This window comes from Anaerocolumna aminovalerica (genome assembly GCF_900115365.1).
GTDB classification, from domain to species: Bacteria; Bacillota; Clostridia; order Lachnospirales; family Lachnospiraceae; genus Anaerocolumna; species Anaerocolumna aminovalerica.
In genome coordinates this window covers 48,109-71,306 of record NZ_FOWD01000001.1, presented here as the reverse complement: position 1 = coordinate 71,306, position 23,198 = coordinate 48,109, and the positions used below count along the sequence as shown (strand labels likewise).

Below are 23,198 nucleotides of genomic sequence, written 5' to 3'. Positions count from 1 at the left end.
ATTTTTTTTACATATATTTTTACTAGATTCGAAACGGAGAAACTTACGTTTTAAATGTAATGCATTACCTTAAAAAAACATCTATATAATCCCTCTAATCATTTAAGAAAGTATCATATAGATGTTTTTATTATCTTATTCAATTTATTATGTAGCCTTGAAGCTATTCATATCCTGAGTAGCATTTCTTTTGGTTATTTCAGTTCACACTATATATCTAAAGTTAGCTGAATTTCTTCCTCCGCCTCCAGTTTAAAGTCTTCCACTTTTTCCGGATTGATTACCGGCAAGTCTTGCAAGGACTGAATACCAAAACTACGAAGGAATTCTTCTGTTGTACCGAATAGGATTGGTCTTCCCGGCGCATCCATTCTTCCTACCTCACATACCAGATTATATTCCACTAATTTATTTACTGCATGGTCTGATTTTACGCCGCGGATGGCTTCAATTTCCTGCTTTGTTATGGGTTGTTTATAGGCAATGATAGATAAAGTTTCTAATAATACATCCGTTAAGACATGTTTTTTGGGAATATGGGTAATTTTAATAATGGATTCATACATTTCCGGCTTGGTACACATTTGAAAAGCTCCATCCAGTTCAATAATCTGAATGCCTCTTTCCTCAGAATCGTATTGATCCATCATATTTCGAATAATTTTTTTAGTGGTATCTGTATCATGTTCTATGGCTGCTGCGATACGTTCCACTTCCACCGCTTCACCCATAGTAAATAAGATAGCCTCTATGGCAGCTTCTACTTTTTTAAGTTTCATACTTTCCTCCACATATCATAAAAATGTATTATCTTAGGTGCCTGATATGATTTATAATATATAATTAATCACTTGAATCATCTTTTGATTATATCTATTCAAGTACAACCCTATCGTCAAATTCTGCAATTGTGTCTCCTGTAAATGTTACAGTTATATCATCAAATAAATTGTCCTGTTGGATTATAACTTGTCCAATTTTCATCAGCTCTAAAACACCTAAGAAGGTTACGATAATCTCCATCTTGGTGGGCTGAGCTTCTAAAAGTTTACGAAAACTGAATTTCCTGTGTTTTAGACCATAGGCTTGGATAGAGAGTAATTTAGCCGTTAAATTAATCTCTTCTCTTTCAATTTTTCCGAATTTACTACGGATTGGGTCAATTTTATCCGTTTGTTTCTTTACTACAGATTCAAAAATTTTATGTAATTTTGCTAACGTAAGGTCAGCCAACAAACTTTCAGTATCAATTTCTTCCTTAAAGCCTTCGATTTCTTCCGGAATAGTAGGCTCCTTAAAGAACACCCTTGCAGCATCCAGCTCTTTATCCTTTAATTCTTCGGATATGTATTTAAACATCTTGTATTCCAATAAACGTTCTACTAATTCCTGTCTAGGATCTTCTTCCTCTTCTTTAGTTTCATCCTTTGGAAGCAACATTTTGGATTTAATATTAAGTAAGGTAGCAGCCATTACCAGAAATTCACTCATAATATCCAAATCCTTATCTTCCATGTTATTAATATATTCCATGTATTGATCCGCAATTTCTACAATAGGAATATCATAAATATTTACTTTGTTTTTATCAATGAGATGAAGCAATAAGTCCAATGGTCCTTCAAATGCTTCCAGTTTCACAGAAATACTCATATATTTCCTCTCCACAACAGCATCCTTAATATAGTAGTACTTATATTGGCAATAATCTGTAATATCATAGCAAAAAATAAAATCATTTTAATCAAATAATCATTACGGATAATGGAGAAAAATTTATTTGGTGATTTTCCTGCAATACAAAGACCCATATCAAAGGTTGATACAGGGAACAAATTCACTATGAACATACTAATGCTTAATAGTGCCATATAAACCATAATGTATTGTAATATAAGGTCTGTTGTTCCGATATTTGCATCGTAAGTAAAGTCAGAATTCATACCTATTCCAAATCTTAAAATAAGAACACTGATTATAAAAGTCAATGCCAAACTGGCAAAGCCGGCAATGCCTAATATAAAATTCGTTTTTTTGTCCTTAATACGGTACATATAGGGTTTTGAAAAACCTGCCATACTGGTAATACAGAATATTATACCGATGGGATCTATATAGTGATGCAACTTAAATATAATATTTTTATCTTTCTTATCCTTTGATGGATTAATTATATAAAAAAGAATGGCTTTGGGAAATTCATGCAGAATCATAATTAAACTGCCTGATATGAAAGCTGCTGCTATTCGAATTAGTTGGGTCTTCATTTTACCTCCAATAAATAGTTATATACTTTACGGCCTTTTTAAAGTAACAACCATTAATTCAGGCCGGTTAAATGCTCTTAATTTTATAGTATGAGTACCAAGTCCTCTGGAAACCAGCATAGTTTGTCCATTTTCATGAAATTCTCCTGCATCGTATTTGGGAAATAACTCATATTGAGGGGAAATTACCCCCCCTATCCATGGTAACCGGGCAATTCCACCATGTAAATGACCGGAAAGTACTAAATCTGCACCCCAATCTATATATGTTCTAAAGTAAATGGGATTATGTGCAATCAATATATTATAACATTTGTTATCCGGAATTCCTACTAATTTTTGCAAATATTCAGTTTCCATCTTTATTTTCTTAAACTTCTTAAAGTACTCTTTTCCTATTTCAACAGAGGTAATATTGATCCCGCTGTCTTTTCGGTATATAGTATAAGTCTCATTATTTACAAGATGGACACCCATTTCTTTTAATTTGAGAATATAGAAATTAAAGTTTTCATCATAGTGCTCTCCCCCTTCCGCCACTCTTTGTTCATGATTTCCAAAACCATAATAGACCGGATATTGTTTTGTTAGCTTCTCCAATAAGGCTAGCGGGACGGAATAGTCACCTTGTTGTTTACCTACTATTAAATCTCCAGCAATCACAATAAATTTGGGATTAGCTTTGTTGATTTTGTTTAGCAGCCTTTCATTGTTTCTTCCAAAACTATTATTATGCAAATCTGCAAGCACAACAAAAGAAACATCATCAAATGCATTTGGAATACGCCTTGATGATATTTTATAATCAGTAACTTGCAAGTTAAAATTCTCCAAATACATATAGATAAAAAATAGTACACAGAAAATTAGAAATACGTAAAAAATAAGCATATACCGCTCCTATCATACATGTCATTCTGAACAGGCCAAATCATTGCTATACATTCAGCGAGGCTGAATCGTGAAGAATCTCTGACAGACTAAACGGAGATTCTTCAAACCAATTCAGCGGAGCTGAATTTACGCTTAGTATGATTCCTATGGTTTTTTCTGATTACACTTCCACCATAGCTCTCTTCTGATTGGCATTCATGAGTAATTTTGTTCATAATGACACCTCTTGTATCGTTTTGTTCCAACTGGCCTTTCATATATAATTATCCAAAGCAGCACTACCTATATATGAATAGCATGTATGTTCTATTCTAACACAGTCTTTTCATCAGGTCTAGAGTCACTACAACAAGAATTTTTTAAAGGCAAAATTAAAGTAATCTTTAAATTTGGCTTTCTCTACAGTTTCTGCTGCCACAATATCAACGGATCCGATTTTTTTTCCGTTTAAGGTATAGGTAATTTCTCCGACTTTAAAGTTCTCCGCAATAGGTGCCACAATATTTTCCGCAATAGTTATTTCTTTTTGAATATCAGCAGGATTGGTACCTTTTAAACATACATAAGAGAATTCATCCTTAACCCGATACCCTACACTATCAGCAATACCTTGTTTTACCGGTATTGGATTTACTGCAAGGTCTTCATTTTTATCCTTGAATATGCTGCAATTAGCGAAACCATAATCCAGTAATTTGGCAGCTTCACTAAAACGAACCTTGGTTGAAGGGGCTGCCAAAATAACTGCTATCATGTCCATACCATTTCTTTTAGCAGTAGCGGATAAACAATACTTTGCCAAACCAGTAGAACCGGTTTTTAATCCGGTAATACCATTGTACTGTTTGATTAGTTTATTGGTGTTAGTCAAGCCAAATTCTGTCTGCCCTTTCCTTGTTGTATGTACAAATGTATCCATCCAAACCGTGGCATATTGACTGATTTCAGGATGTTTGGTTATTAGTTCCCTGGACATTAAAGCAATATCATAAGCGGTTGTATAATGATTATCTTCATCCAGTCCACAGGCATTTACAAAGTTAGTATTTAACATACCTAATTCCTTTGCCCGTTCATTCATCATAGCAACAAAGGATTCCTCAGAACCTGCAAGCATTTCGGCCATAGCAACGGAAGCATCATTTGCGCTGGCAATACTGATGCATTTTATTAATGTATTCACATCCTGTGTTTCAAATGGCTCAAGATATACTTGAGATCCTCCCATAGAGGCCGCATGTTCACTAACAGTAACCTGATCTGTCAGCTTTATCTTACCACTGTCAATAGCCTCAAAGATTAATAATAAAGTCATGACTTTTGTAACACTGGCCGGTCTTAGCTTTTCATCTTTATTTTTCTCGTAAATAATCTGCCCTGTGGAGCCTTCTATTAAAACTGCTGCATCTGATGTAATTTCTAAGGGATTATTTTCCGGTTCTGCATATACTTTCATAGGCATTCGAATATTCGTTAGTAAAATAATTCCTATAAATAGGGCGCACAATCTCTTCACTTTAACCTCGATTCCGGCGCTTTGGCGCCTTTTCTAATTGCACAAGCTTACTACTATTTTAATCAACTTATACCAATTTTAGACCTGTTCAGAAGGATTTATTTCACATTCACTTCACATATCAAAGTTTTACCACTGCATTCTGCAATAATTTTTGTAGTCCCCTTTGATACCCCTTTTACTTTACCTGTCCGGCTTACCGTAGCAATCTTTTTATTAGCACTTTTCCACTTCACTCTAAATATGGGACCTTTTACTTTTAATCTATAGGTCTCTCCTTTTTTCAAGGTTAGCTTCCTCTTATTCAAATCAATAACTCTTACTCTGCACTTTAGAGTTACATCATCATGCTTTGCTCGAATAATAGTTGTTCCGGGTCGAAAAGCAAATACTTTTCCGAATATATTTACATCAGCTACTTTAATATCCGTTGAGGAGAAGCTTACTCTTTTATTAATTCCTACCACATAAAGTTTAAATACTTCACCTTTAACCAGTACAAGATCTTTTACATGGAGCCTTTCACTTAAAGGCGTTTCTATATCATTCCTAAAGAATAAGGAAGTACGAGGGATGATTAAATACCATAATAATGCAAACAAAGTTATATAATAAATAATAGAAATTCCGCCTTTAAATCCAAATAAATGGAAAAAACCTTTTTTCTTCACAAAAACATTCCTTCAGTTTCTTTATTATATTCTATTTATGAAAAACTATCTTCATACTAAATAAAACAAAAACTATATTCCTAACAAGAAAACAGGCCCTATGGTCCCTTTGTGGGAGCATAGAGCCGTTTGCCACATATATTCTCATTATCTCAAGCGATTTATAATTTCATTTGCTTTCCTATAGATATTCTCTACATCTTCTCCAACATAAAATTGATTATCTTCATATAATACCTTACCATTTACCATAGTAAGCTTCACATTCTGCTTGCTTCCACTATAAACTATGTTTTTGGTAATATTATTTATAGGCTGCATATTAGGCTGATGAAGATCAAGGATAACTAAATCGGCCTTTTTGCCAGCCTCTAAGGTATCCATTTCATTTAATCCCATGGCTTTTGCCCCTCCTGCGGTAGCCATATACAACACTTGATCTGCTGGTGCCGCAGCTGCATCATCCTCTTTTAATTTTTGCAGCACAGTAACCAGATACATCTCACGGAACATATCCAACCCGTTATTGCTGGCAGGGCCATCGGTACCGATTGCAATATTAATGCCCATATTCAGCATTTTTGTTATTGGAGCAATTCCACTGGCAAGCTTGGAATTAGATCCTGGATTGGTTACAACAGTTAGTCCACGTTTCTGAAATACTGCTAAATCTTCTTCTGTCACATGTACACAATGGTAACCTCCGCCGCCATGGTCAAACATACCTAATTGATCCAAATAGACAGTAGGTGTTGTCCCATTCTTCTTCAGACACTGCTCCACTTCTGCTTTCGTCTCTGAATTATGGGAGTATACCGGTGCCTTATATTTTCTGGAAAGAGCCGCAATACCTTCTAACAAAGGTCTTTCTGCTGTATATTCTCCATGAAAACCAATACAGTAACTAATCAGGTCATGGTGATGATTGTATTTATGATACCAATTCTCCAGATTTTCAAGATTTTCTTCGGCACTTCCTGTGAATTCACTGATTCCTGCACATAATACAGATCGAAATCCCATATCAATAGAAGCCCTGGTAACATCTTCCGGACTAAAGTACATATCAAAATTAGCAGTAATACCACTTGTTAAGTATTCCAGTATAGCCAGCTTGGAAAGATGATAAATATCTTCACCGGTAAGTTTTGCTTCCATGGGGAATATCTGCTTATGCAGCCAGTCAAGCAAAGGCAGATCATCTGCATAGGATCTTAAAAATGTCATAGCCGAATGGGTATGTGCATTTTTAAACCCTGGCATTATCAGGTTTCCTTTTACATCTATTTCTCTGTCAAAGTAAGGTAATGATGTCTTTCCATTTTCCTTCTTTGGTTCGCCTACATAGGTGATACGATTTCCTTCAACCCAGAGTTCTCCTTCAATTATAGAAAAATCTCCTGCCATGGTTAAAATTTTAGCATTATAAAATCTAGTATTCATGGTTTCCCCTTTCAATATATACTTCCTTTTCTTTTGTTAAGAATAGGCAAGTACATTATATTAAGTATTCAATTTCTAATTATTTTAATGTCACTTTTCTTTTCTTAACGTTATAATTCACCTTAACTAAATCTGTTTCATGTCTTGTTTCTTCTTGTCCAAGCAACAATTGATCGTTACCGTTATTTCCAAAACCATAAACCGTTCCATCTTTTTTCAGGAAATATACAAACCGGGCATCCCCAGAACCGTTTGATACACTAACCCAATCGTTATCTTTTCCAACCCTAGTAGGTTTCGTAACATCATCTTCTATATCCAGAAAATAACCCAGATAACCCCATGCCCAAAGCGAACCATCCTTTTTAATTCCAAAACTCATATATTCCGTTGCATATACTCCTACCCAATCTTTACTTTTTCCTATACGTGTCGGCTTATTTTTATTGTCTTTGGTGCCATTACCAAGCTGTCCATAAAGATTATAGCCAAAGGCCCATAAAGATCCATCTTTCTTCACTATTAATGTATGAGTAGAGCCTACCGCAACGGATTTATGCTCCATATTTTTAGCTACTTTTATAGGGTACAGCATAACTTTATCTTTACCATTTCCTAACCTGCCTACAGTGCCATCTCCCCATGCCCACATAGAACCATCTTTTTTAAAGGCGATGGTATGGTGACTGCTTGCATATACTTCTGCCCAGTCGTTATCATTTCCTATTTTTACAGGCTTAGTTGAATTATTAGTTGTTCCATTGCCAAGTTGACCTGACCAGTTTGCTCCCCAGGTATATAAATATCCTTCTTTACTAATAGCAACGGCATGACCATAATTGGAAGAAACAGTTTTCCACTTTATATCTTTTCCTATTTGAACCGGTTTATATCGGGTTGTTGTTGTTCCATCTCCTAATTGACCAACGTCGTTAAATCCCCAGCTCCACATAGTTCCATCTTTTTTAATTCCATAAAAACTATTATCATTAGCTGCAATTACAGCCCAGTCTTTGCTATTTCCTGTATTACTTGTATAACCCCTTGACTTCTTTGGTTTTCCTAAGCCAAATACTTCCGGTGAACCTGCCATGGTAACCATACCGTTAGCATGAACAAAAGCTCCCGCATAGTTACTGTTTACCATTTTAATATCTTTTGCTGTTACATTTGTTTCCGCCAGTACCTCACCTGATAACATAAAGCTTGTAATAAAACAAATATATAGTGCAACTAATCTTTTAATACATTTTCTCATAATTCTTTACTTGTGATAACCCATAGCTATCACTTTCTTCTTTCGTAATTTTATATTACAATTATGTTTTTACCATACTATAAACGTAAGCCAGTTCCCTAATCCTATATCCACTCAATTGAATTACAAGCAAGATTGAAATTCCTCATTACATTTTTAGATAGTATTAATTATCTCTTACCTTTATCATAAATCTCACCAAGTGCTCTGGGTGAACGGTTGGATTTTGAGAAAAAGATAAGCAGTAATAAAGTTAAAACATATGGTAGTATCATAATCAAATCAGAAAAAGTACTTGGTAATTCTAATACCTGTCCTAATTTATATCCGCCGGATTTTGCAAATCCAAATAGAAGGCAGGCACCTAAAGTAGGAAGTATCTTCCAGTTTCCAAAAATTAACGCTGCTATGGCAAGATAGCCATATCCCATATAAATACTTGGTGAGAAGTTAGCAGAGATGGAGTAAGCAAAACACATACCACCAAGGCCTGATAAAGCACCGGATACCATTACCGCCTTAAATCTTATCTTAGATACTTCTACACCTGCAGCATCTACAGAATGAGGATTATCTCCACAAGCTCTTAACCGTAGTCCATATCTTGTCTTGTATAATACATACCATGCAATAAATGCAATCACTACAATCACTATCTCAAAGGGATAGATTGATTTAAACATAGCTCCTATAACAGGTATACTTGATAAAACAGGAATAGTAAATCGATTGGATACTCCTAATTGGAATTTATCCGATACTGCTCCAAACATCAAACTATTTACCTGAGTGGTTAGGAATACTGTTAACGCAGCAGCAAGTATATTTATAACAACACCGCTGATTACCTGATTCGCCTTAAAGTTAATACATAAAAGTGCATGAAGCATGGAATAGACCATTCCGCCTAACATAGAAAAGATCAACGCCACATAGAATAAAGATTGCACTTCCATATTTGCAAATTTGGAAAATAAAACAACTGTCAGAGCTCCAACAAAAGCACCAAAGCCTTGCAAACCTTCAATTGCCAGATTGGTAATTCCGCTTTTTTCACTATAAATGCCTCCAATTGCCATAATAAAGAGAGGCAAAGCAAAGGATAAGCCATCAATAATTATAGTATCCATTATTCTTCACTCTCCTTTCTCTCATTCTCTTCCTGTAGAATACTTGCTTCTGTATCCTTTCTTTCATCCGTTTCCTCCAGCATGCTGTCTTTTTCTACAGCTTTTATGAGATTTTCGCTTTTTTCTACACTAGTGGTACTTCCAACAATGTCCTCTGGCCCTATAGCTTTAATCCCTTCAAAGTGTTTTTCCTTTCCTCTTTGAATCTTGTACTTAATAAAGGTACCGCAAGCACTAAACAGAAGGATTAATCCTGTAATAACAGAAGCAATTTCTTGTCTGACTCCGGCTGTAGAACTCATGTAAGTACTGCCCTTATCAATAACCGAAATCAGGAAGGAGGAAAATATAATTCCGATTGGATTTCCGTTACCTAATAAAGATACTGCAATGGCATCGTAACCTGTACTTGCTAATACTTTTGGTTGTATGGAAGCGAAATAGCCAAGATAATAAGTTACTCCTGCAAGTCCTGCTAAAGCCCCTGAAATTACCATGGCTAAAACTATGTTTCTACCTACATTGATACCGGCATACTTTGCGGCTTTTGGGTTTGCACCTACCGCTTTTATTTCATATCCAATTCTTGTTTTGTCAACAAGGAATTTTATAATAAACGCAGTAATCAGAGCTAAAATAATACCTATGGACAAGTCCATCTTAAGGCCTGCAATTTCCACATTCATAAATGTTAATCGTGCTGAACTTCTTATATATTTTGATTGTCTTGAAACTGGATCAATATAATATGAGTTAATAAAGAAACTTAAAACATATTGCACGATATAATTAAACATAATGGTGGAGACTACTTCGTTAATATTAAATTTATATTTTAACCAACCTACAACACCTCCATAAATTGCACCAACTAAGATACCTATAATTAATACAAGAGGCTTTGCAAGTATTCCGTTCAGCTCACTATAACCCACTAGTACAGTAGCTGCATATCCGGCTAATAACATCTGTCCGGATACACCTATGTTAAAAAGGCCTGCCTTAAGAGCCACTGCTACCGCTAAAGCCGCAAAAAGCATAGGTGTCATGGAATTCAGCATGGTCAATAAATCTGTAAGCATACTTTTATATCCTGCATAGACCGGTTTTGGCAGTACACCTGCACCTTGTAACAGATTATAAAAAGCCTCGAGAGGATTCTTTCCAATTAGCAAAATGGTAATGGAAGCAGCAATTAAACTTAAAAGAATGGAGAATAAAGGTATGGAAACAGGCTGCCATTTTTCATTTCCCATACATTTTAGAAAAGCTCTATATATGATATTTGCATTCTTTGTATTTTTAGGATTTGTTTTACTCATGCTTTACCCCCATCATAAATTCTCCGACTTCCTTGGTGGTCAGTGTTTTTGCATCGGCTATTTTTAGAAGCTGGCCATTGTAAATAACACCTATGGTATCAGCAATATTCATAATTTCATCTAATTCCAAAGATATTAGAAGGATTGCCTTACCATTATCACGTTCCCGTAAAATCATATTATGAATATTTTCAATAGCTCCAATATCAAGTCCTCTGGTAGGCTGTACGAAGATCATTAAAGGGGACTGCAGCTCTATTTCTCTGGCAATAATGGCTTTTTGCTGATTACCGCCGCTCATGGAGCGAACTATGGTATTAGAGCCTTGTCCACTTCTAATATCGTATTTATCTATAAGTGAATTTCCGTAATTTACAATTTCATCTTTATCCAATATCCCATTCTTACAAAAGGGTTCTTTATAGTAATCTTTTAAAGCAATATTCTCAGCCAGGGTAAAATCTAATACCAGCCCATAAGCTTGTCTATCCTCCGGTATATAAGAAATACCTTCTAACGTACGCTTTCTAATACTATAATTGGTAATATCCGTATTATTAAGCTTAATTGAACCACTGCTAACTTTTACAAGTCCTGCTATTGCATCAGCAACTTCCACCTGACCATTACCGGATACTCCGGCAATTGCAAATACTTCACCGCCCTTTATAGTAAAGGACACATCTTTTACCACTTCAAAATTATCCTGGTTCTTTACGGTCAAGTGGGATACATCTAATATTACTTCTTTAAAATGTGCCGGTTTCTTTTCTGTTTCAAAGGATACCTCTCTGCCCACCATTAAATTGGCCATTTTTTGCGTAGAGGTTTCCTTAACATCCAACACATCCACTAATTTACCGCGGCACAAAATCGCACAACGGTCAGCAACTCTTTTTATTTCTTCCAATTTATGAGTAATTAATATTATAGTCTTTCCGCCGGCACGTAAGCCCTCAATTATACCCAGTAAAAAATCAATTTCTTGGGGTGTTAAAACTGCTGTAGGTTCATCAAAGATTAAAATCTCTGCTTCCCGGTATAACATTTTTAAGATCTCCACCCGCTGCTGCAATGAAACATTTATATCTTCAATTTTTTTCGTTGGATCCACTTCTAATCCATACTCTTTTGATAATTGGCTAATTTTCTTATTGGCATTTTTAATATCTACATATGGTATTACACCTGCTAATTTTTTGATAGGTTCAATACCAAGTATAATATTTTCTGTAATAGTATAATTTTGAACCAGTTTAAAATGTTGATGCACCATACCTATATTCAGTTTTGTTGCATGGTTTGGAGAATGAATATGAACTTTTTCCCCTCGAATGAATATCTCGCCTTCGTCAGGTTCATACATACCAAAGAGCATACTCATTAAGGTAGATTTACCGGCACCATTTTCACCTAATAATGCAAAGATTTCTCCCTTTTTAATCTGCATCGTTACATTATCATTGGCAACAATGCCGGGAAATTTCTTTGTAATATGTTTCATTTCCACAATATATTCAGACATTTTTATTCTCCTTGTCTTCATTTTAATAAAAAAAGTTTATCACTTATTACTGATCCCTCAATATAAAGTGATAAACTTTCTCTGTTTTCCCAACTTTAGCTAAAGGCGATGTGGAATTTTTTCACAATTATTTAAGACCAGGGAAAGAGTCGGATGAAATTCCATTAAAATTAGCTGCAGGTACAATTTCTCCAGCCTGTAATAATTTATAGGCTTCATTCATTTTGGCGATACTGTCTTCAGATAACTGATGACGTCCTTCTGCACTTACGAATCCTGTGGAATCTGTATCTGCTTTCAGAAGAACATTCTGTCCTTTAAATGTACCGTCTTTTACTGCATTTAAAGCTCTTTCTACGTTCAAGCTCATAACTTTTAATACTGAAGTTAATATTACATTTTCGGAACCGTTTTTACCATCATCATATTGGTCAACGTCGCAGCCGATTACCATAACTCCCTCTGCTTCTTTTGCAGCTGTAAATACACCATTACCGGAACCGCCTGCTGCAACAAACATAATATCAACACCTTCATTAATTAAAGCATTACCTACAACTTTACCTGTTGGTTCATCTGCAAAGGATCCAACATAGTTACCACCCACATTTGCACCAGTTACATCTGTTCCTGCGTAAGCTGGAAGTTCTACAAATTCAACTTTCTTGTCATACTTAGCATTAACATAGTTAACACCGGATTCAAAACCATATTGGTAATTAACGTTGGAAGGATAAGCTACACCATTAACAACTGCAACTTTGCCTGTTTTTGTTTCTAATGCTGCTGCCATTCCTGCAAAGAATCCGCTCTCTTCCTCTGCAAATGTCATAGCATAAATATTATCAAATTCTGCAACACCTTCAATTTCTTGAGGGTTAGAGTCGATTAATACGAATTTACTATTTGGGTTATCTCCGGCAATTGTTGAAATTCCTGCAAATTGAAAACCTGGAGTTACAATTACATCATAACCGGCAACAATATCTGCAACAGCCTGTACTGCAGCAGTTGGGTCACCAGTTGGTTCCTTAACTGTTTTAACAGTAGCATCAGGATTATTTTTAATAAAATTTAATATACCATTATAATTATCTTGGTTGAAAGAACCATCATCTACACCGGATGGGCTGGTTACAATTGCAATTTTAAGCCCTTCTTTATTACCAGTTTCCGTACCTGGATTTTCTGTTTCAGTTTGTTTTCCATCTGTGTTTCCTGTTTGATTTCCGTCCCCTGTAGTATTTCCTTTTTTACCGCATCCGGTAAATAAAACAACCATAAGGCTCATAATACATGCTAATGCTAAAAATTTTCTGCTTTTCATAAATGACCTCCATTGTTAGTTTAAAGATTTAATTGCCTTAAATAAAATAAATATATTATTCAACACAACTTATTAATGACACCTAATAATAAGTTATATTAATAACCTTATAAGAATCTTTACTACTATAAAAACAAAACTACCAAATATGAAACTTATATTACCATTACTTCGTAATCCTAATTAGCAAAAGTAAATCCTTTAAAACTTAAATCCTGCCTTAAAAGCTTTGGATTGCAATGCCTTTTCATAATCTTTCAATTCATATAATTCTATGGCAGGCAAAGTAACAAGCCCTCTTTGCAACAACTGCATAGCCGGCTCAAAAGGACCGCATCTGCTTCCCTTAATAGTAATCTCATTTACAACAAAAGAGCTCATGTCAATTTCAACTTTTCCGGCATAAGTACTCTTTATTACAATAAGTCCTTTATTACGTACCAGTTTTTGTGCTGATAAGATTCCGTCCGGAGATCCAGTTGCATCTATAACAATTTCATAAGTCTCATCTGCTTCTGTGGTAGTTTTAGCAAAAGAAGAAAATTGTTTCAATTTATCTTCGTGCCTTCCTATTATTGTCAAATCGGCACCGGATAGAGAAACCACCTGCGCTATCATAAAAGCAAGCCTTCCGTCTCCGATTACCGCAACATTCTTTGAAGGCTGGATATGAGCCTGTTCCATAATCTCTAAAGCTGCCGCTAAAGGTTCTGTAAATATTGCAACTTCTGTAGGTATTTCCTCCGGTACAACATGAAGCAGATCGGAATGTATGGTCATATATTCTGCAAAGCAGCCATCTCTACCGGCTATACCGATAACTTTACGGTTTAAACAATGCTTTTCTCTGCCTGTCCTGCAATAGATACATTGTCCGCAGCCTTCATTGAGTTCACCTACTACCCTTTTACCAATCAGTTCTTTTTTGTTGGATTCTACTACTTCTCCTACAAATTCATGTCCCAACACCCCTGAAAAATTAGGCTTGTACCCTTTTAACACTTCCTTATCTGTATTACATATGGCACTTATTAATATCTTTACCAGACTTTCGCTGGGTCCCGGAACAGGTATGGGGTAATCTTCCAAATACTGTGCCTTATCTTTATAATATAATGCTTTCATAGGCCCTCCTTCTTTCGCTGCTGTCCTTCTGTGGTTCCTTCACCAATTCAGCTTTGAACGGCTTTTATTCAGAATAACAGAACAGTGACCTTTTCAGAGTAACTGACTATCTCTTATTCCATCTTAGCAATATTCTTAATAGAGTCTGTAATTAATTTCTTAAATAAAGGAGCAACTCTGTCTGCTGTTTCTTGTACTTCTTCATGAGTTAAAGGCTGTTCCGTCATACCGGCGCAAAGATTTGATATACAGGAAATACCGCAGACTTTCATTCCCATATGCTTTGCGGCCATAGCTTCACAGGCGGTACTCATACCAACTGCATCCGCTCCAAGTATTCTGCACATCTTTACTTCATGGGGTGTCTCAAAATTTGGACCGGTAAACTGAATATATACACCTTCCTGCAAAGGAATATCAGACTCCTTCGCTGTATTACGGATGATTGCCTGTAAGTCCAAATCATATACATGGCTCATATCAGGAAAACGAAGTCCTAATTCCTCAATATTTTCGCCAATTAAAGGAGATGGTACAAAATCAGATATATGGTCGGTAATCATCATAAAATCACCGCTTTTATAATTAAAATTTACGCCACCGGCTGCATTGGTAAGAAATAAGACTTTTGCACCCATCATCTTCATAAGTCTGGTGGGCAAAACAACATCTGTAATAGGATAACCTTCATAATAATGAACTCTGCCCTGCATAATAACCACCGGAACATCACCTATATATCCAAATACAAATCTTCCCTTATGGCCTTTTACTGTTGAAACAGGAAAACCTTCAATATCATTATAATCAAGTATCGAATGAATATTAATACTATCTGCATAATCCCCTAAACCGGAACCAAGGATTAAAGCCACTTCCGGTTCAAAATTAATTTTTTCCCGAACACTCTTGTAACATTTTTGAAGTTTTTCATATACTGGATTCATATGAATCTCCTTTTCATTTTTTTATAGTATACGTATTACCTACTATTCGACAATATTATAGCATTTTTTTGTGTATTCTTCAATCATTTGTATGAAATATTAATATCCATATTATAAAATAAATATAAAAAAGCATCCTAAAAATTAGGATGCCCAAACATATTAAATCAATTATTAATAGAAATACAATTATTCCATATCATACCTGTAATTATGTTTAGATTTCTTGTGTTCTTCTCCTATTGGATTGTCTATAAATGTATTAAATCTAAATTCATGTCTATGCCCATCAACAACAGTGGTAAAATCTTTTAAGAAGTGAACATGTCTGTCACCCACTCTTATAGCTCCACCAGTTTTACCACAGAATTCATGAAAATGATCATTAAAAAAATCTGTTCTGAATTTCACTTCATGAACATGGTCATGCTCTCCACATGGAATAGCTTCTCCAGATACCGTTGCAAAACGATGATTATGAGGTTCTTCCTCGGGCTCAGCAATGAATACACTTCCTTGTACTTCATGAACGTGTCTCTGTTCGTTTTCTCTTTCACATTCTCTTTCTCTTTCTCTTTCTCTACAACAATTTCTATGATTTGACATATGACTTCCCATTTAAATTATCTCCTTTTTATTTTTAGAAATGATTTTATACTCCTAATATATCTTATGCAAATTTAAAAAAACAGTGTCTCAATTTGTCATATAAAAAGATAAAAAAGTAAAATTAAGTATTGACAATATAAAATTATCGCTGTATTATTGTATTAGTTGCTTAATACAGTAATACAACTAATCAGGAAGGAGATGAATGAATGCAATGGGAACTTAATTCAGAACGACCGGTTTACCTTCAATTAATAGAGCAAATACAGGCAGGAATTATATCGGGTTACTTTAAACCCGGTGACAAATTACCTTCTGTTAGAGATTTAGCAGCCGATGCCGCTGTAAATCCAAATACAATGCAAAGAGCTTTTACCGAGTTGGAACGAACCGGGTTGGTTTATACCAATCGTACCAGCGGAAGATTTATTACTTCCGATGAGAAACTCATAAAGGAATTGAAAGAACAATCAGCCATAAATGAAATAAAAGAATTTTTAAATAAAATGAAGCAACTTGGGTTAGATACAGAAGAAATAATTGAAGTAATTAGAAATTTAGCAAAGGAGCTAGGTTGAAAGAAAAAATCTTACAACCGGAGATTTGTGCTGAGCAAAGTCTCCACACTTTGAAAGGAGCATGGTTAAAAATATGAACACATTATTAGAATGTAAATCATTATATAAAAGTTTTTCCGGCTTTACTGCTTTATCCAATATTGACTTATCACTTCAAAAAGGTCAAATCATTGGATTATTAGGACCAAATGGCAGCGGAAAATCAACTTTATTAAAGCTTATCAACGGTCTGCTGGTTCCTGACACAGGCTCCATAACTATGGGCGGTTTTAATCCCGGTATAGAAACAAAGAAAATGATATCTTATTTACCGGAACGGACATATCTTGCAGACTGGATGAAAGTAAGTGATATTGTTTGTTTTTTCAAGGATTTTTACGATAACTTTGATTCTGCAAAGGCTTATGACATGCTAAAAAGCCTGCATATAGAACCAAATAGACGTTTAAAGACTTTATCAAAGGGGACAAAAGAAAAAGTGCAGCTTATATTAGTTATGAGCCGCAAAGCAGATTTGTATTGTTTGGATGAGCCTATTGGAGGTGTAGATCCTGCTTCCAGAGATTATATTCTGAATACCATTATTAAAAACTACAGTGAAAATGCGTCTGTTCTCATATCCACCCATCTGATAGCGGATATAGAAATGATATTAGATGATGTTATATTTTTAAAGGATGGCTCAATTTTTCTTCATTCTTCCGTGGATGATTTAAGAATGAAAGAGCAAAAATCCATAGACACATTATTTAGGGAGGTATTTAAATGTTAGGGAAATTATTAAAATACGAATTTAAAGCAACATCCAGAATATTAATTCCTCTGTATCTTATCCTGTTAATAACAACAGGAATGAACAGGCTCATACTTCTGCTGGATATTTTTGAAGGATCTCTCATGATAATTCCAGTGATTATGAAAACGTTATTTATATTATCTGTTATAACTATATTCATAACAGCCTTTATATTAATGATTTATAGATTTTATAAGAATCTCTTGTCTGATGAAGGTTATCTAATGTTTACCTTACCGGCAAAAACCCATCAATTAATTATATCCAAATACCTTGCTACTTTAACATGGTTGCTTGTAAGTATTATTATTATCATTGGTTCCGCAGTTTTGGCTATTGGCACACCAGAAAATATAAAGCTAGTTTTAAACAATTTGAATGAGTTTTTACTTCAGTTTGAAGCATCAGGTAATAATACCACAGTAACCATAATTACCTTACTACTATTTTGTCTAACGTCTTTTATTACTTATATATCATTAATCTATGCATCAATTGCCATAGGACAATTATTTACTAAAAATAGATTAGTTGGGGCTTTTGTTTCTTATATTGGTATTAGTACCCTCATGCAGCTATTATTACTTTTACTCCTTGTAATGACAAATGTTTTTCGCTCCATTATTACCAATGGTAATAATATGATACCGTTAAAATTATTATTAGGTATTATTGTTTATCAAATTGTAGTAAGTATAATTTTCTTTATTACCACAAATAGGATTTTCCAAAAGAAATTAAACTTAGAATAAATTTATTAGTTGATGCCAGATAGATTTTCATACCGGATAGGTGGAATTTGACTGTAATAGAACTCTATTCCTATCTACCCGGTATTTTATTCTATTTTACAATACCCGTTTCACTCATAAGTTCTATCTTAAACGTTTATTTTCAAATCTGGCCAAGGTCTCTAATGCAAATATTAGTCCTTTTATTCTTTCTTCCATAGTTCCTTCTTCAATGGTACAATCAATGGATACTGCCATATCATTCAGCAATCGTTCATCAATATACTTCTTTCTATTTAAAAGTATTTCTAGTTTATCATTATATGATCTTGCATCCAAAAATTCAAGAAGAACAGAATTGACACCGGACTGTGCCGCCTCTTCATCCTGTAACGTAGTATTATCGATTTCATACTCTGGTTCAATATGAATTGCCTTGGAAGCTTCTACATGAGAATTTGTAATGCTGTCAACCGTATCCTGAATATAGTTATGCCCCCATAATTCAAACCGATATTTCTGACCTGCTTCCGGATATTTAATAAAATCAACTTCACTTAGAAACATATTCAATGGTCTGGCAAATATTTTATAATCACCATATAACGCCTGATAAATAACCAGTTGTTCATTGGTTTCTGTGTGTATTGCTACAGTAATAATTTGATATAAATTATTTTTAAAATGTTTATATATTTCACCTGATTTGGGAATTCTCTGATAATCCATACAATCCTGCTAATCCTCCATGTTTTCAATGCCTGGGAATTTAACCCCACGTACAATTTTTGTAAAGCCAATTGTTTTACAATTCACTTTTTTAAAATTATTTTAAACTAACCTCCTGAGTATGTTTCAATATGACAATTATCATTGTATTCTTTTTTAAAAGGGATAGCAATAAGAATTCTTAACTATATTTTTAATAAGAATTTTTAATTCCTTGAAAAATACCACCCTCCGATTATATGGATAAGAGACCTGGGCCGGGTATAAAATGAACGAAAAAATATGCATTATTGTTATAATATTAATGAATAGTCCAAATTTCAACTGTTTACCCGGAATTAGTTGACTTAACATAGTAAAGAGTATAAAATGTAAAAAACTAATTTCGTTAACTAAAGTAAAGGAGATTCATACTATGAGTTTTATATTTAAGAAAAAAGTAATCTCTCCTTCTGAGTTGATTCAAACTTATCCCTTACCAGAAAAAGATGCTTTGATAAAAAAAGAAAGAGATGAAAAAATACAAGACGTGTTAACAGGAGCATCTGACAAATTCCTAGTTATTATTGGCCCTTGTTCTGCAGATCACGAAGATGCTGTTTGTGATTATATAACCAGACTTGCAAAGGTGCAGGAAAAGGTAAAAGATAAAATAATTATTATTCCAAGAATCTATACCAATAAGCCAAGAACAACGGGGGAAGGTTATAAAGGAATTGTACATCAACCAGATCCAGAGAAAGAGCCAGACTTGCATGAAGGACTTATTGCTATGCGTAAAATGCATCTTCGCGCCATAGCTGAAACCGGCCTTACTGCAGCAGATGAAATGTTGTATCCGGAAAACTGGCCCTATGTAGAGGACATATTGTCCTATGTTGCAGTTGGAGCACGTTCTGTTGAAGACCAACAGCACCGTTTGACCATAAGCGGCATGGACTGTCCCGCAGGAATGAAGAACCCCACCAGCGGAGATTTCTCCGTAATGCTAAACTCTGTAGTAGCAGCCCAAGGACAGCATACTTTCCTGTATCGTTCCTACGAAGTAAGCACTTCCGGAAATCCTCTTGCTCACACCATTCTTAGAGGTGCTGTAAACAAGCACGGCAATAGTATTCCTAATTATCATTATGAAGATTTAGCCCGTTTGTTTGAAATGTACAATGAGCGGGATTTAGCAAATCCTGCTACTATCATTGATGCAAACCATAACAATTCCAACAAAGTTTATTCTGAGCAGCCAAGAATTATTAGTGAAGTACTTCACAGCCGTTCTGTAAATAAAGACATTGCCAACATGGTAAAAGGTGTCATGATTGAAAGCTATATCGAACCGGGTAATCAAAAAGTTTCCCAACATATTTATGGTAAATCCATAACAGATCCATGTTTGGGTTGGGAAGAATCCGAAAAACTAATCTACTTTATTGCAGATCATCTATAATCTATAAATCATCCTGAACATAAAAAGCGAAGAATCTAATTCATGTAAATAAGATTCTTCGCTTTATAAGTTCAGGATGACATTTTTTAAATCCATGTGTTCTATCTTAATTATGCCCGAGGGTGTGCCCCCATATAGACATCACGGATTTTTTTACTTCGGTTTCCAAGATAGACTTGAGCCGTAGCAGCATCGGTATGGCCTAGTAATTCTTGAATGCTGGCAACATCAGCACCATTTTCTAACATATGAAGTGCAAAAGAGTGTCTTAAAATCTGGGGTGTAATTTCATGGGTTATTCCTGCAGAATTTCCGTATGCTTTTATGATTTTCCAAAAACCCTGGCGGCTCATGGGTTCACCGGAAACATTCATAAAACAAATATCCGATTCTTTTTCTTTCAGAAATTCTTCTCTTCCATGTTGAAAATAATTATCCAGTGCTTTTCCCGCCATGGAGCCAAATGGTATAATTCGCTCATTTTTAGAACCACAGCATACAATATAATGACTTTTCATATTTATATCTTCAACTTTTAAAGAAATCAGTTCAGATACTCGAATTCCTGTTGCGTACAATAATTCTAACATTGCTTTATCCCTGATTCCTTTTATATTATCCGTCTTAGGCATCTCCAATAGACGGTTCACTTCCTCTAATGTTAAAGTATGGGGAGGCTTTTTCTCAACTTTTGGTGATTTCATACGTTCTGTAGGATCTTGATGTAATTTTCCCTTTTTTATGAGATAAAAGGTAAATGCTTTTATAGAAGCAATATTTCTTGATACCGTTGCAGGTGACATCCCGTTTCTTTCCATATGCAGCACATAGGAATTTAAGCTTGTCTCACTTATCTTCCCTACATCTGTTATATTCTGTTTGTTCAAATGACGAAATAATTTTGCTATATCATTTTTATAAGACAACAAGGTATTTTGTGAAACATTTTTTACATCTTTCATATACATTAAAAAATCCCGCAACGAACTCTCCATTCTTACCTCTCTCCTTTGTACAAGCATTTGTTAAATACTTAAATCTACCCATATGTATTTTATAGTTTCTGTTTTACTACATGCTTTCTTTATTTTAACATTTTTTTATGTTTGTGTAAAGAAATGATACAAGATAAACTTGCATAATTTTACATACAGTAACTTGATTTTTAGAATAGGTATAGAATCTTTTGTAATATAAAAGAACCTATGTATGTTTCTATTAAACATCCAAAAGTTAAAATAATTCCAAGTACAAATATAAGTCCAATGTGTTTTATTACTCTTTCCACTTTACCCTTTGAACCAAGTCTTGTTTCATGATACATGCTTTTGCACAGCCAGTAGCCAGCTCTTAAACTGACAAAAGCAACAGGTACATACACAATGATTTGTGGAAAAGTATAAGCGAATAAGAGCAATACACCCTTAATTCCGTACCGCATCATAATGACAGTTACAAATAATCCTACCCGGAATCCTCCATAAACCAGTGATAATGCTATATATGGTATTCCTAATGCTGTGGAACAGAATACCCAAAACAGAATAAAAATTTTTAAATTGTTCCATAAAACATATCTTAGTAAAACCCTATAGTCAAAAACAGTTTCTCTTATTTTTGATATATATTCATCATCTATTATGTTAATCTGATTCCAGTACAGTCTTTTAAAGACAATGGCGAATAAAAGACCTAAAAAAATTCCAACCCCAAGAATAAGAATTCCGAATTTCACTTCTCCAAGCTTTCGTAGTTTTGCTTTTAAGAAATTCATAAACTAGCCCCCTGACCATATGTGTAACAATAAGATTTTAGAAGTTGTACAATTAAACTATTATCATAACATATGATTTTAGCAGAGAAAGTATTCCAGACTTTCTGTTGCCCTGATGATAATAATATAGCCGGGTAGCACTATAATATCAGATATTTATAAGATACCAGGTTTCTATAAGATATCTGTTCTTATAAGATAACTAGTTCTTATTGGAGAGCAAGTTCTTATTGGAAATCAGCTTCTTATAGGAGATTGGTTTTTTCAAGGACAATTTCCAGTAAAAAAATAAAGAGTATTAACATCTATGTGTTAAATACTCTCTATATACAGGCTTTTATAAATATGCCAATTATCTGTTTTTAAATCATATCTTATTCTTATAAGCCAGAATACCGGATACGGTCTTTCCATCTGTAATTGTTCCATTATAAATAAGTGAAACCAATTCATCCAAGGAATACTTTTCTATTGCCACATATTCATCTTCATCCAGTTTCTGCTGAGATGGAATTAAATCAAACGCACAATATATTCCGATTTTTTCGTTACAAAATCCTACGGTGGTATGGATATCAATGAGATGTTCTATATTTTCCGAACGGTAACCTGTTTCTTCTTCTAATTCTCTTGCCGCACAGGTTTTCATGTCTTCTCCGGGATTTAATCCCCCTGCAGGTATTTCAAGAACATATTGCTCCGGAGCATTCCGATATTGCCTTACCATAATGATCTTTCCATCATTATCAACCGGTATAATGGCTGCTGCACCTTTATGTTCTATAAAATCCCACTTTGCAGTTCTGCCGTCCGGTAACTGCATAGTATCTTCATATACATTTACAATGTGTCCCTTATAAATAAGATCTCTTTGTAATCTTTTATGCTCGCTCATAGTTATTCTCTTTTCTTAATATTTAATAGCTCTTATATTTCATTTTAATATATGTATTTTATAATCTCTTTTATTGTTTCTTTATATATTATTCTTTATATCATTATTCCTTATATCTCTATACCTTATCTCTATTTCTTATAGCATTATTCCTTATAGCATTATTCCATATATTATTATAATGTTTATTTTTTAAAAACCTATCATTATTTTTATA

Annotated in this window: 24 protein-coding genes; 4 read left to right on the top strand and 20 right to left on the bottom strand. The window is 34.4% G+C overall.

Going from position 1 to position 23,198, the window contains the following annotated elements:
* Positions 1–209 precede the first annotated feature (209 nt).
* From scpB to BM183_RS00240, 16 genes are all read right to left on the bottom strand, one after another.
* Positions 210–779, bottom strand: coding sequence for an SMC-Scp complex subunit ScpB (scpB, locus tag BM183_RS00310; protein ID WP_091683440.1), 570 nt, complete (start codon positions 777–779; stop codon positions 210–212).
* Positions 780–873: 94 nt separating this feature from the next.
* Positions 874–1,653, bottom strand: a complete 780-nt coding sequence (locus BM183_RS00305; RefSeq protein WP_091683438.1) for a segregation and condensation protein A — start codon at positions 1,651–1,653, stop codon at positions 874–876.
* The gene (locus BM183_RS00300) at positions 1,650–2,267 is read right to left on the bottom strand and encodes a hypothetical protein (RefSeq protein WP_091683436.1); all 618 of its coding nucleotides are present in this window, start codon (positions 2,265–2,267) and stop codon (positions 1,650–1,652) included. The genes BM183_RS00305 and BM183_RS00300 overlap by 4 nt, the downstream gene beginning before the upstream one ends.
* A 27-nt stretch (positions 2,268–2,294) precedes the next feature.
* Complete coding sequence (locus BM183_RS00295) at positions 2,295–3,086, bottom strand: metallophosphoesterase (protein WP_170847838.1); 792 nt, start codon at positions 3,084–3,086, stop codon at positions 2,295–2,297.
* A 176-nt stretch (positions 3,087–3,262) separates the two neighbouring features.
* Positions 3,263–3,418, bottom strand: coding sequence for a hypothetical protein (locus BM183_RS20635; protein ID WP_170847837.1), 156 nt, complete (start codon positions 3,416–3,418; stop codon positions 3,263–3,265).
* Between the two features lie 86 nt (positions 3,419–3,504).
* Positions 3,505–4,677 carry a D-alanyl-D-alanine carboxypeptidase family protein gene (locus tag BM183_RS00290; protein ID WP_242960770.1) on the bottom strand — a complete coding sequence of 391 codons (1,173 nt, stop codon included), beginning with the start codon at positions 4,675–4,677 and terminating at the stop codon, positions 3,505–3,507.
* Positions 4,678–4,775: 98 nt separating this feature from the next.
* Positions 4,776–5,348, bottom strand: a complete 573-nt coding sequence (locus tag BM183_RS20445) for an Ig-like domain-containing protein (protein WP_097013880.1) — start codon at positions 5,346–5,348, stop codon at positions 4,776–4,778.
* A gap of 147 nt (positions 5,349–5,495) precedes the next feature.
* Positions 5,496–6,791 (bottom strand): amidohydrolase, encoded by a 1,296-nt coding sequence (locus tag BM183_RS00280; RefSeq protein WP_091683753.1) that lies wholly within the window; start codon positions 6,789–6,791, stop codon positions 5,496–5,498.
* Between the two features lie 79 nt (positions 6,792–6,870).
* Complete coding sequence (locus tag BM183_RS00275; protein ID WP_091683432.1) at positions 6,871–8,049, bottom strand: RCC1 domain-containing protein; 1,179 nt, start codon at positions 8,047–8,049, stop codon at positions 6,871–6,873.
* A 170-nt stretch (positions 8,050–8,219) separates the two neighbouring features.
* On the bottom strand, positions 8,220–9,179 hold the full coding sequence (locus tag BM183_RS00270; RefSeq protein ID WP_091683430.1) for an ABC transporter permease: 960 nt from the start codon (positions 9,177–9,179) through the stop codon (positions 8,220–8,222).
* Positions 9,179–10,501 (bottom strand): ABC transporter permease, encoded by a 1,323-nt coding sequence (locus BM183_RS00265; RefSeq protein ID WP_170847836.1) that lies wholly within the window; start codon positions 10,499–10,501, stop codon positions 9,179–9,181. The genes BM183_RS00270 and BM183_RS00265 overlap by 1 nt, the downstream gene beginning before the upstream one ends.
* On the bottom strand, positions 10,494–12,026 hold the full coding sequence (locus BM183_RS00260; RefSeq protein WP_091683427.1) for an ABC transporter ATP-binding protein: 1,533 nt from the start codon (positions 12,024–12,026) through the stop codon (positions 10,494–10,496). Before BM183_RS00260 ends, BM183_RS00265 begins: the two co-directional genes overlap by 8 nt.
* 127 nt (positions 12,027–12,153) lie before the next feature.
* The gene (locus BM183_RS00255) at positions 12,154–13,353 is read right to left on the bottom strand and encodes a BMP family lipoprotein (protein WP_091683425.1); all 1,200 of its coding nucleotides are present in this window, start codon (positions 13,351–13,353) and stop codon (positions 12,154–12,156) included.
* A 201-nt stretch (positions 13,354–13,554) separates the two neighbouring features.
* Positions 13,555–14,478 (bottom strand): MDR/zinc-dependent alcohol dehydrogenase-like family protein, encoded by a 924-nt coding sequence (locus tag BM183_RS00250; RefSeq protein ID WP_091683423.1) that lies wholly within the window; start codon positions 14,476–14,478, stop codon positions 13,555–13,557.
* 113 nt (positions 14,479–14,591) lie between these two features.
* Positions 14,592–15,425, bottom strand: a complete 834-nt coding sequence (locus BM183_RS00245; protein ID WP_091683422.1) for a purine-nucleoside phosphorylase — start codon at positions 15,423–15,425, stop codon at positions 14,592–14,594.
* Between the two features lie 189 nt (positions 15,426–15,614).
* Positions 15,615–16,043, bottom strand: a complete 429-nt coding sequence (locus BM183_RS00240) for a YmaF family protein (RefSeq protein ID WP_242960768.1) — start codon at positions 16,041–16,043, stop codon at positions 15,615–15,617.
* Positions 16,044–16,243: 200 nt separating this feature from the next.
* Here BM183_RS00240 and BM183_RS00235 point away from each other — a divergent pair, with 200 nt between their 5' ends.
* From BM183_RS00235 to BM183_RS00225, 3 genes are all read left to right on the top strand, one after another.
* Positions 16,244–16,612, top strand: coding sequence for a GntR family transcriptional regulator (locus BM183_RS00235; RefSeq protein ID WP_091683419.1), 369 nt, complete (start codon positions 16,244–16,246; stop codon positions 16,610–16,612).
* Between the two features lie 73 nt (positions 16,613–16,685).
* Entirely contained in the window at positions 16,686–17,384 is a 699-nt protein-coding gene (locus BM183_RS00230) for an ABC transporter ATP-binding protein (protein ID WP_091683417.1), read from the top strand.
* Positions 17,378–18,160: a hypothetical protein gene (locus BM183_RS00225; protein ID WP_091683415.1), complete on the top strand. Its 783-nt coding sequence runs from the start codon at positions 17,378–17,380 to the stop codon at positions 18,158–18,160. Before BM183_RS00230 ends, BM183_RS00225 begins: the two co-directional genes overlap by 7 nt.
* A 123-nt stretch (positions 18,161–18,283) precedes the next feature.
* Here BM183_RS00225 and BM183_RS00220 read toward each other — a convergent pair whose 3' ends face one another.
* The gene (locus tag BM183_RS00220; protein WP_091683413.1) at positions 18,284–18,868 is read right to left on the bottom strand and encodes a DUF1653 domain-containing protein; all 585 of its coding nucleotides are present in this window, start codon (positions 18,866–18,868) and stop codon (positions 18,284–18,286) included.
* A gap of 382 nt (positions 18,869–19,250) precedes the next feature.
* On the opposite strand from BM183_RS00220, the gene BM183_RS00215 reads away from it, so the two are divergent.
* Complete coding sequence (locus tag BM183_RS00215) at positions 19,251–20,312, top strand: 3-deoxy-7-phosphoheptulonate synthase (protein WP_276326314.1); 1,062 nt, start codon at positions 19,251–19,253, stop codon at positions 20,310–20,312.
* Positions 20,313–20,422: 110 nt separating this feature from the next.
* Here the strand turns inward: BM183_RS00215 and BM183_RS00210 are convergent, their stop codons facing one another.
* The 3 genes from BM183_RS00210 to BM183_RS00200 form a co-directional block, all read right to left on the bottom strand.
* Positions 20,423–21,307, bottom strand: a complete 885-nt coding sequence (locus tag BM183_RS00210) for a tyrosine recombinase (RefSeq protein ID WP_091683409.1) — start codon at positions 21,305–21,307, stop codon at positions 20,423–20,425.
* A gap of 170 nt (positions 21,308–21,477) precedes the next feature.
* Positions 21,478–22,086 (bottom strand): stage II sporulation protein M, encoded by a 609-nt coding sequence (locus BM183_RS00205; RefSeq protein WP_091683407.1) that lies wholly within the window; start codon positions 22,084–22,086, stop codon positions 21,478–21,480.
* Between the two features lie 367 nt (positions 22,087–22,453).
* The gene (locus tag BM183_RS00200) at positions 22,454–22,981 is read right to left on the bottom strand and encodes an NUDIX domain-containing protein (protein WP_091683405.1); all 528 of its coding nucleotides are present in this window, start codon (positions 22,979–22,981) and stop codon (positions 22,454–22,456) included.
* Positions 22,982–23,198 lie beyond the last annotated feature (217 nt).

Excerpts from the sequence above, each read along its gene's own strand:
- scpB (WP_091683440.1), bottom strand. The coding sequence starts at position 779 with ATGAAACTTAAAAAAGTAGAAGCTGCCATAGAGGCTATCTTATTTACT.
- BM183_RS00305 (WP_091683438.1), bottom strand. The coding sequence starts at position 1,653 with ATGAGTATTTCTGTGAAACTGGAAGCATTTGAAGGACCATTGGACTTA.
- BM183_RS00300 (WP_091683436.1), bottom strand. The coding sequence starts at position 2,267 with ATGAAGACCCAACTAATTCGAATAGCAGCAGCTTTCATATCAGGCAGT.
- BM183_RS20635 (WP_170847837.1), bottom strand. The coding sequence starts at position 3,418 with ATGAAAGGCCAGTTGGAACAAAACGATACAAGAGGTGTCATTATGAAC.
- BM183_RS00280 (WP_091683753.1), bottom strand. The coding sequence starts at position 6,791 with ATGAATACTAGATTTTATAATGCTAAAATTTTAACCATGGCAGGAGAT.
- BM183_RS00275 (WP_091683432.1), bottom strand. The coding sequence starts at position 8,049 with ATGAGAAAATGTATTAAAAGATTAGTTGCACTATATATTTGTTTTATT.
- BM183_RS00270 (WP_091683430.1), bottom strand. The coding sequence starts at position 9,179 with ATGGATACTATAATTATTGATGGCTTATCCTTTGCTTTGCCTCTCTTT.
- BM183_RS00265 (WP_170847836.1), bottom strand. The coding sequence starts at position 10,501 with ATGAGTAAAACAAATCCTAAAAATACAAAGAATGCAAATATCATATAT.
- BM183_RS00260 (WP_091683427.1), bottom strand. The coding sequence starts at position 12,026 with ATGTCTGAATATATTGTGGAAATGAAACATATTACAAAGAAATTTCCC.
- BM183_RS00255 (WP_091683425.1), bottom strand. The coding sequence starts at position 13,353 with ATGAAAAGCAGAAAATTTTTAGCATTAGCATGTATTATGAGCCTTATG.
- BM183_RS00250 (WP_091683423.1), bottom strand. The coding sequence starts at position 14,478 with ATGAAAGCATTATATTATAAAGATAAGGCACAGTATTTGGAAGATTAC.
- BM183_RS00245 (WP_091683422.1), bottom strand. The coding sequence starts at position 15,425 with ATGAATCCAGTATATGAAAAACTTCAAAAATGTTACAAGAGTGTTCGG.
- BM183_RS00240 (WP_242960768.1), bottom strand. The coding sequence starts at position 16,043 with ATGGGAAGTCATATGTCAAATCATAGAAATTGTTGTAGAGAAAGAGAA.
- BM183_RS00235 (WP_091683419.1), top strand. The coding sequence starts at position 16,244 with ATGCAATGGGAACTTAATTCAGAACGACCGGTTTACCTTCAATTAATA.
- BM183_RS00230 (WP_091683417.1), top strand. The coding sequence starts at position 16,686 with ATGAACACATTATTAGAATGTAAATCATTATATAAAAGTTTTTCCGGC.
- BM183_RS00225 (WP_091683415.1), top strand. The coding sequence starts at position 17,378 with ATGTTAGGGAAATTATTAAAATACGAATTTAAAGCAACATCCAGAATA.
- BM183_RS00220 (WP_091683413.1), bottom strand. The coding sequence starts at position 18,868 with ATGGATTATCAGAGAATTCCCAAATCAGGTGAAATATATAAACATTTT.
- BM183_RS00210 (WP_091683409.1), bottom strand. The coding sequence starts at position 21,307 with ATGGAGAGTTCGTTGCGGGATTTTTTAATGTATATGAAAGATGTAAAA.
- BM183_RS00205 (WP_091683407.1), bottom strand. The coding sequence starts at position 22,086 with ATGAATTTCTTAAAAGCAAAACTACGAAAGCTTGGAGAAGTGAAATTC.
- BM183_RS00200 (WP_091683405.1), bottom strand. The coding sequence starts at position 22,981 with ATGAGCGAGCATAAAAGATTACAAAGAGATCTTATTTATAAGGGACAC.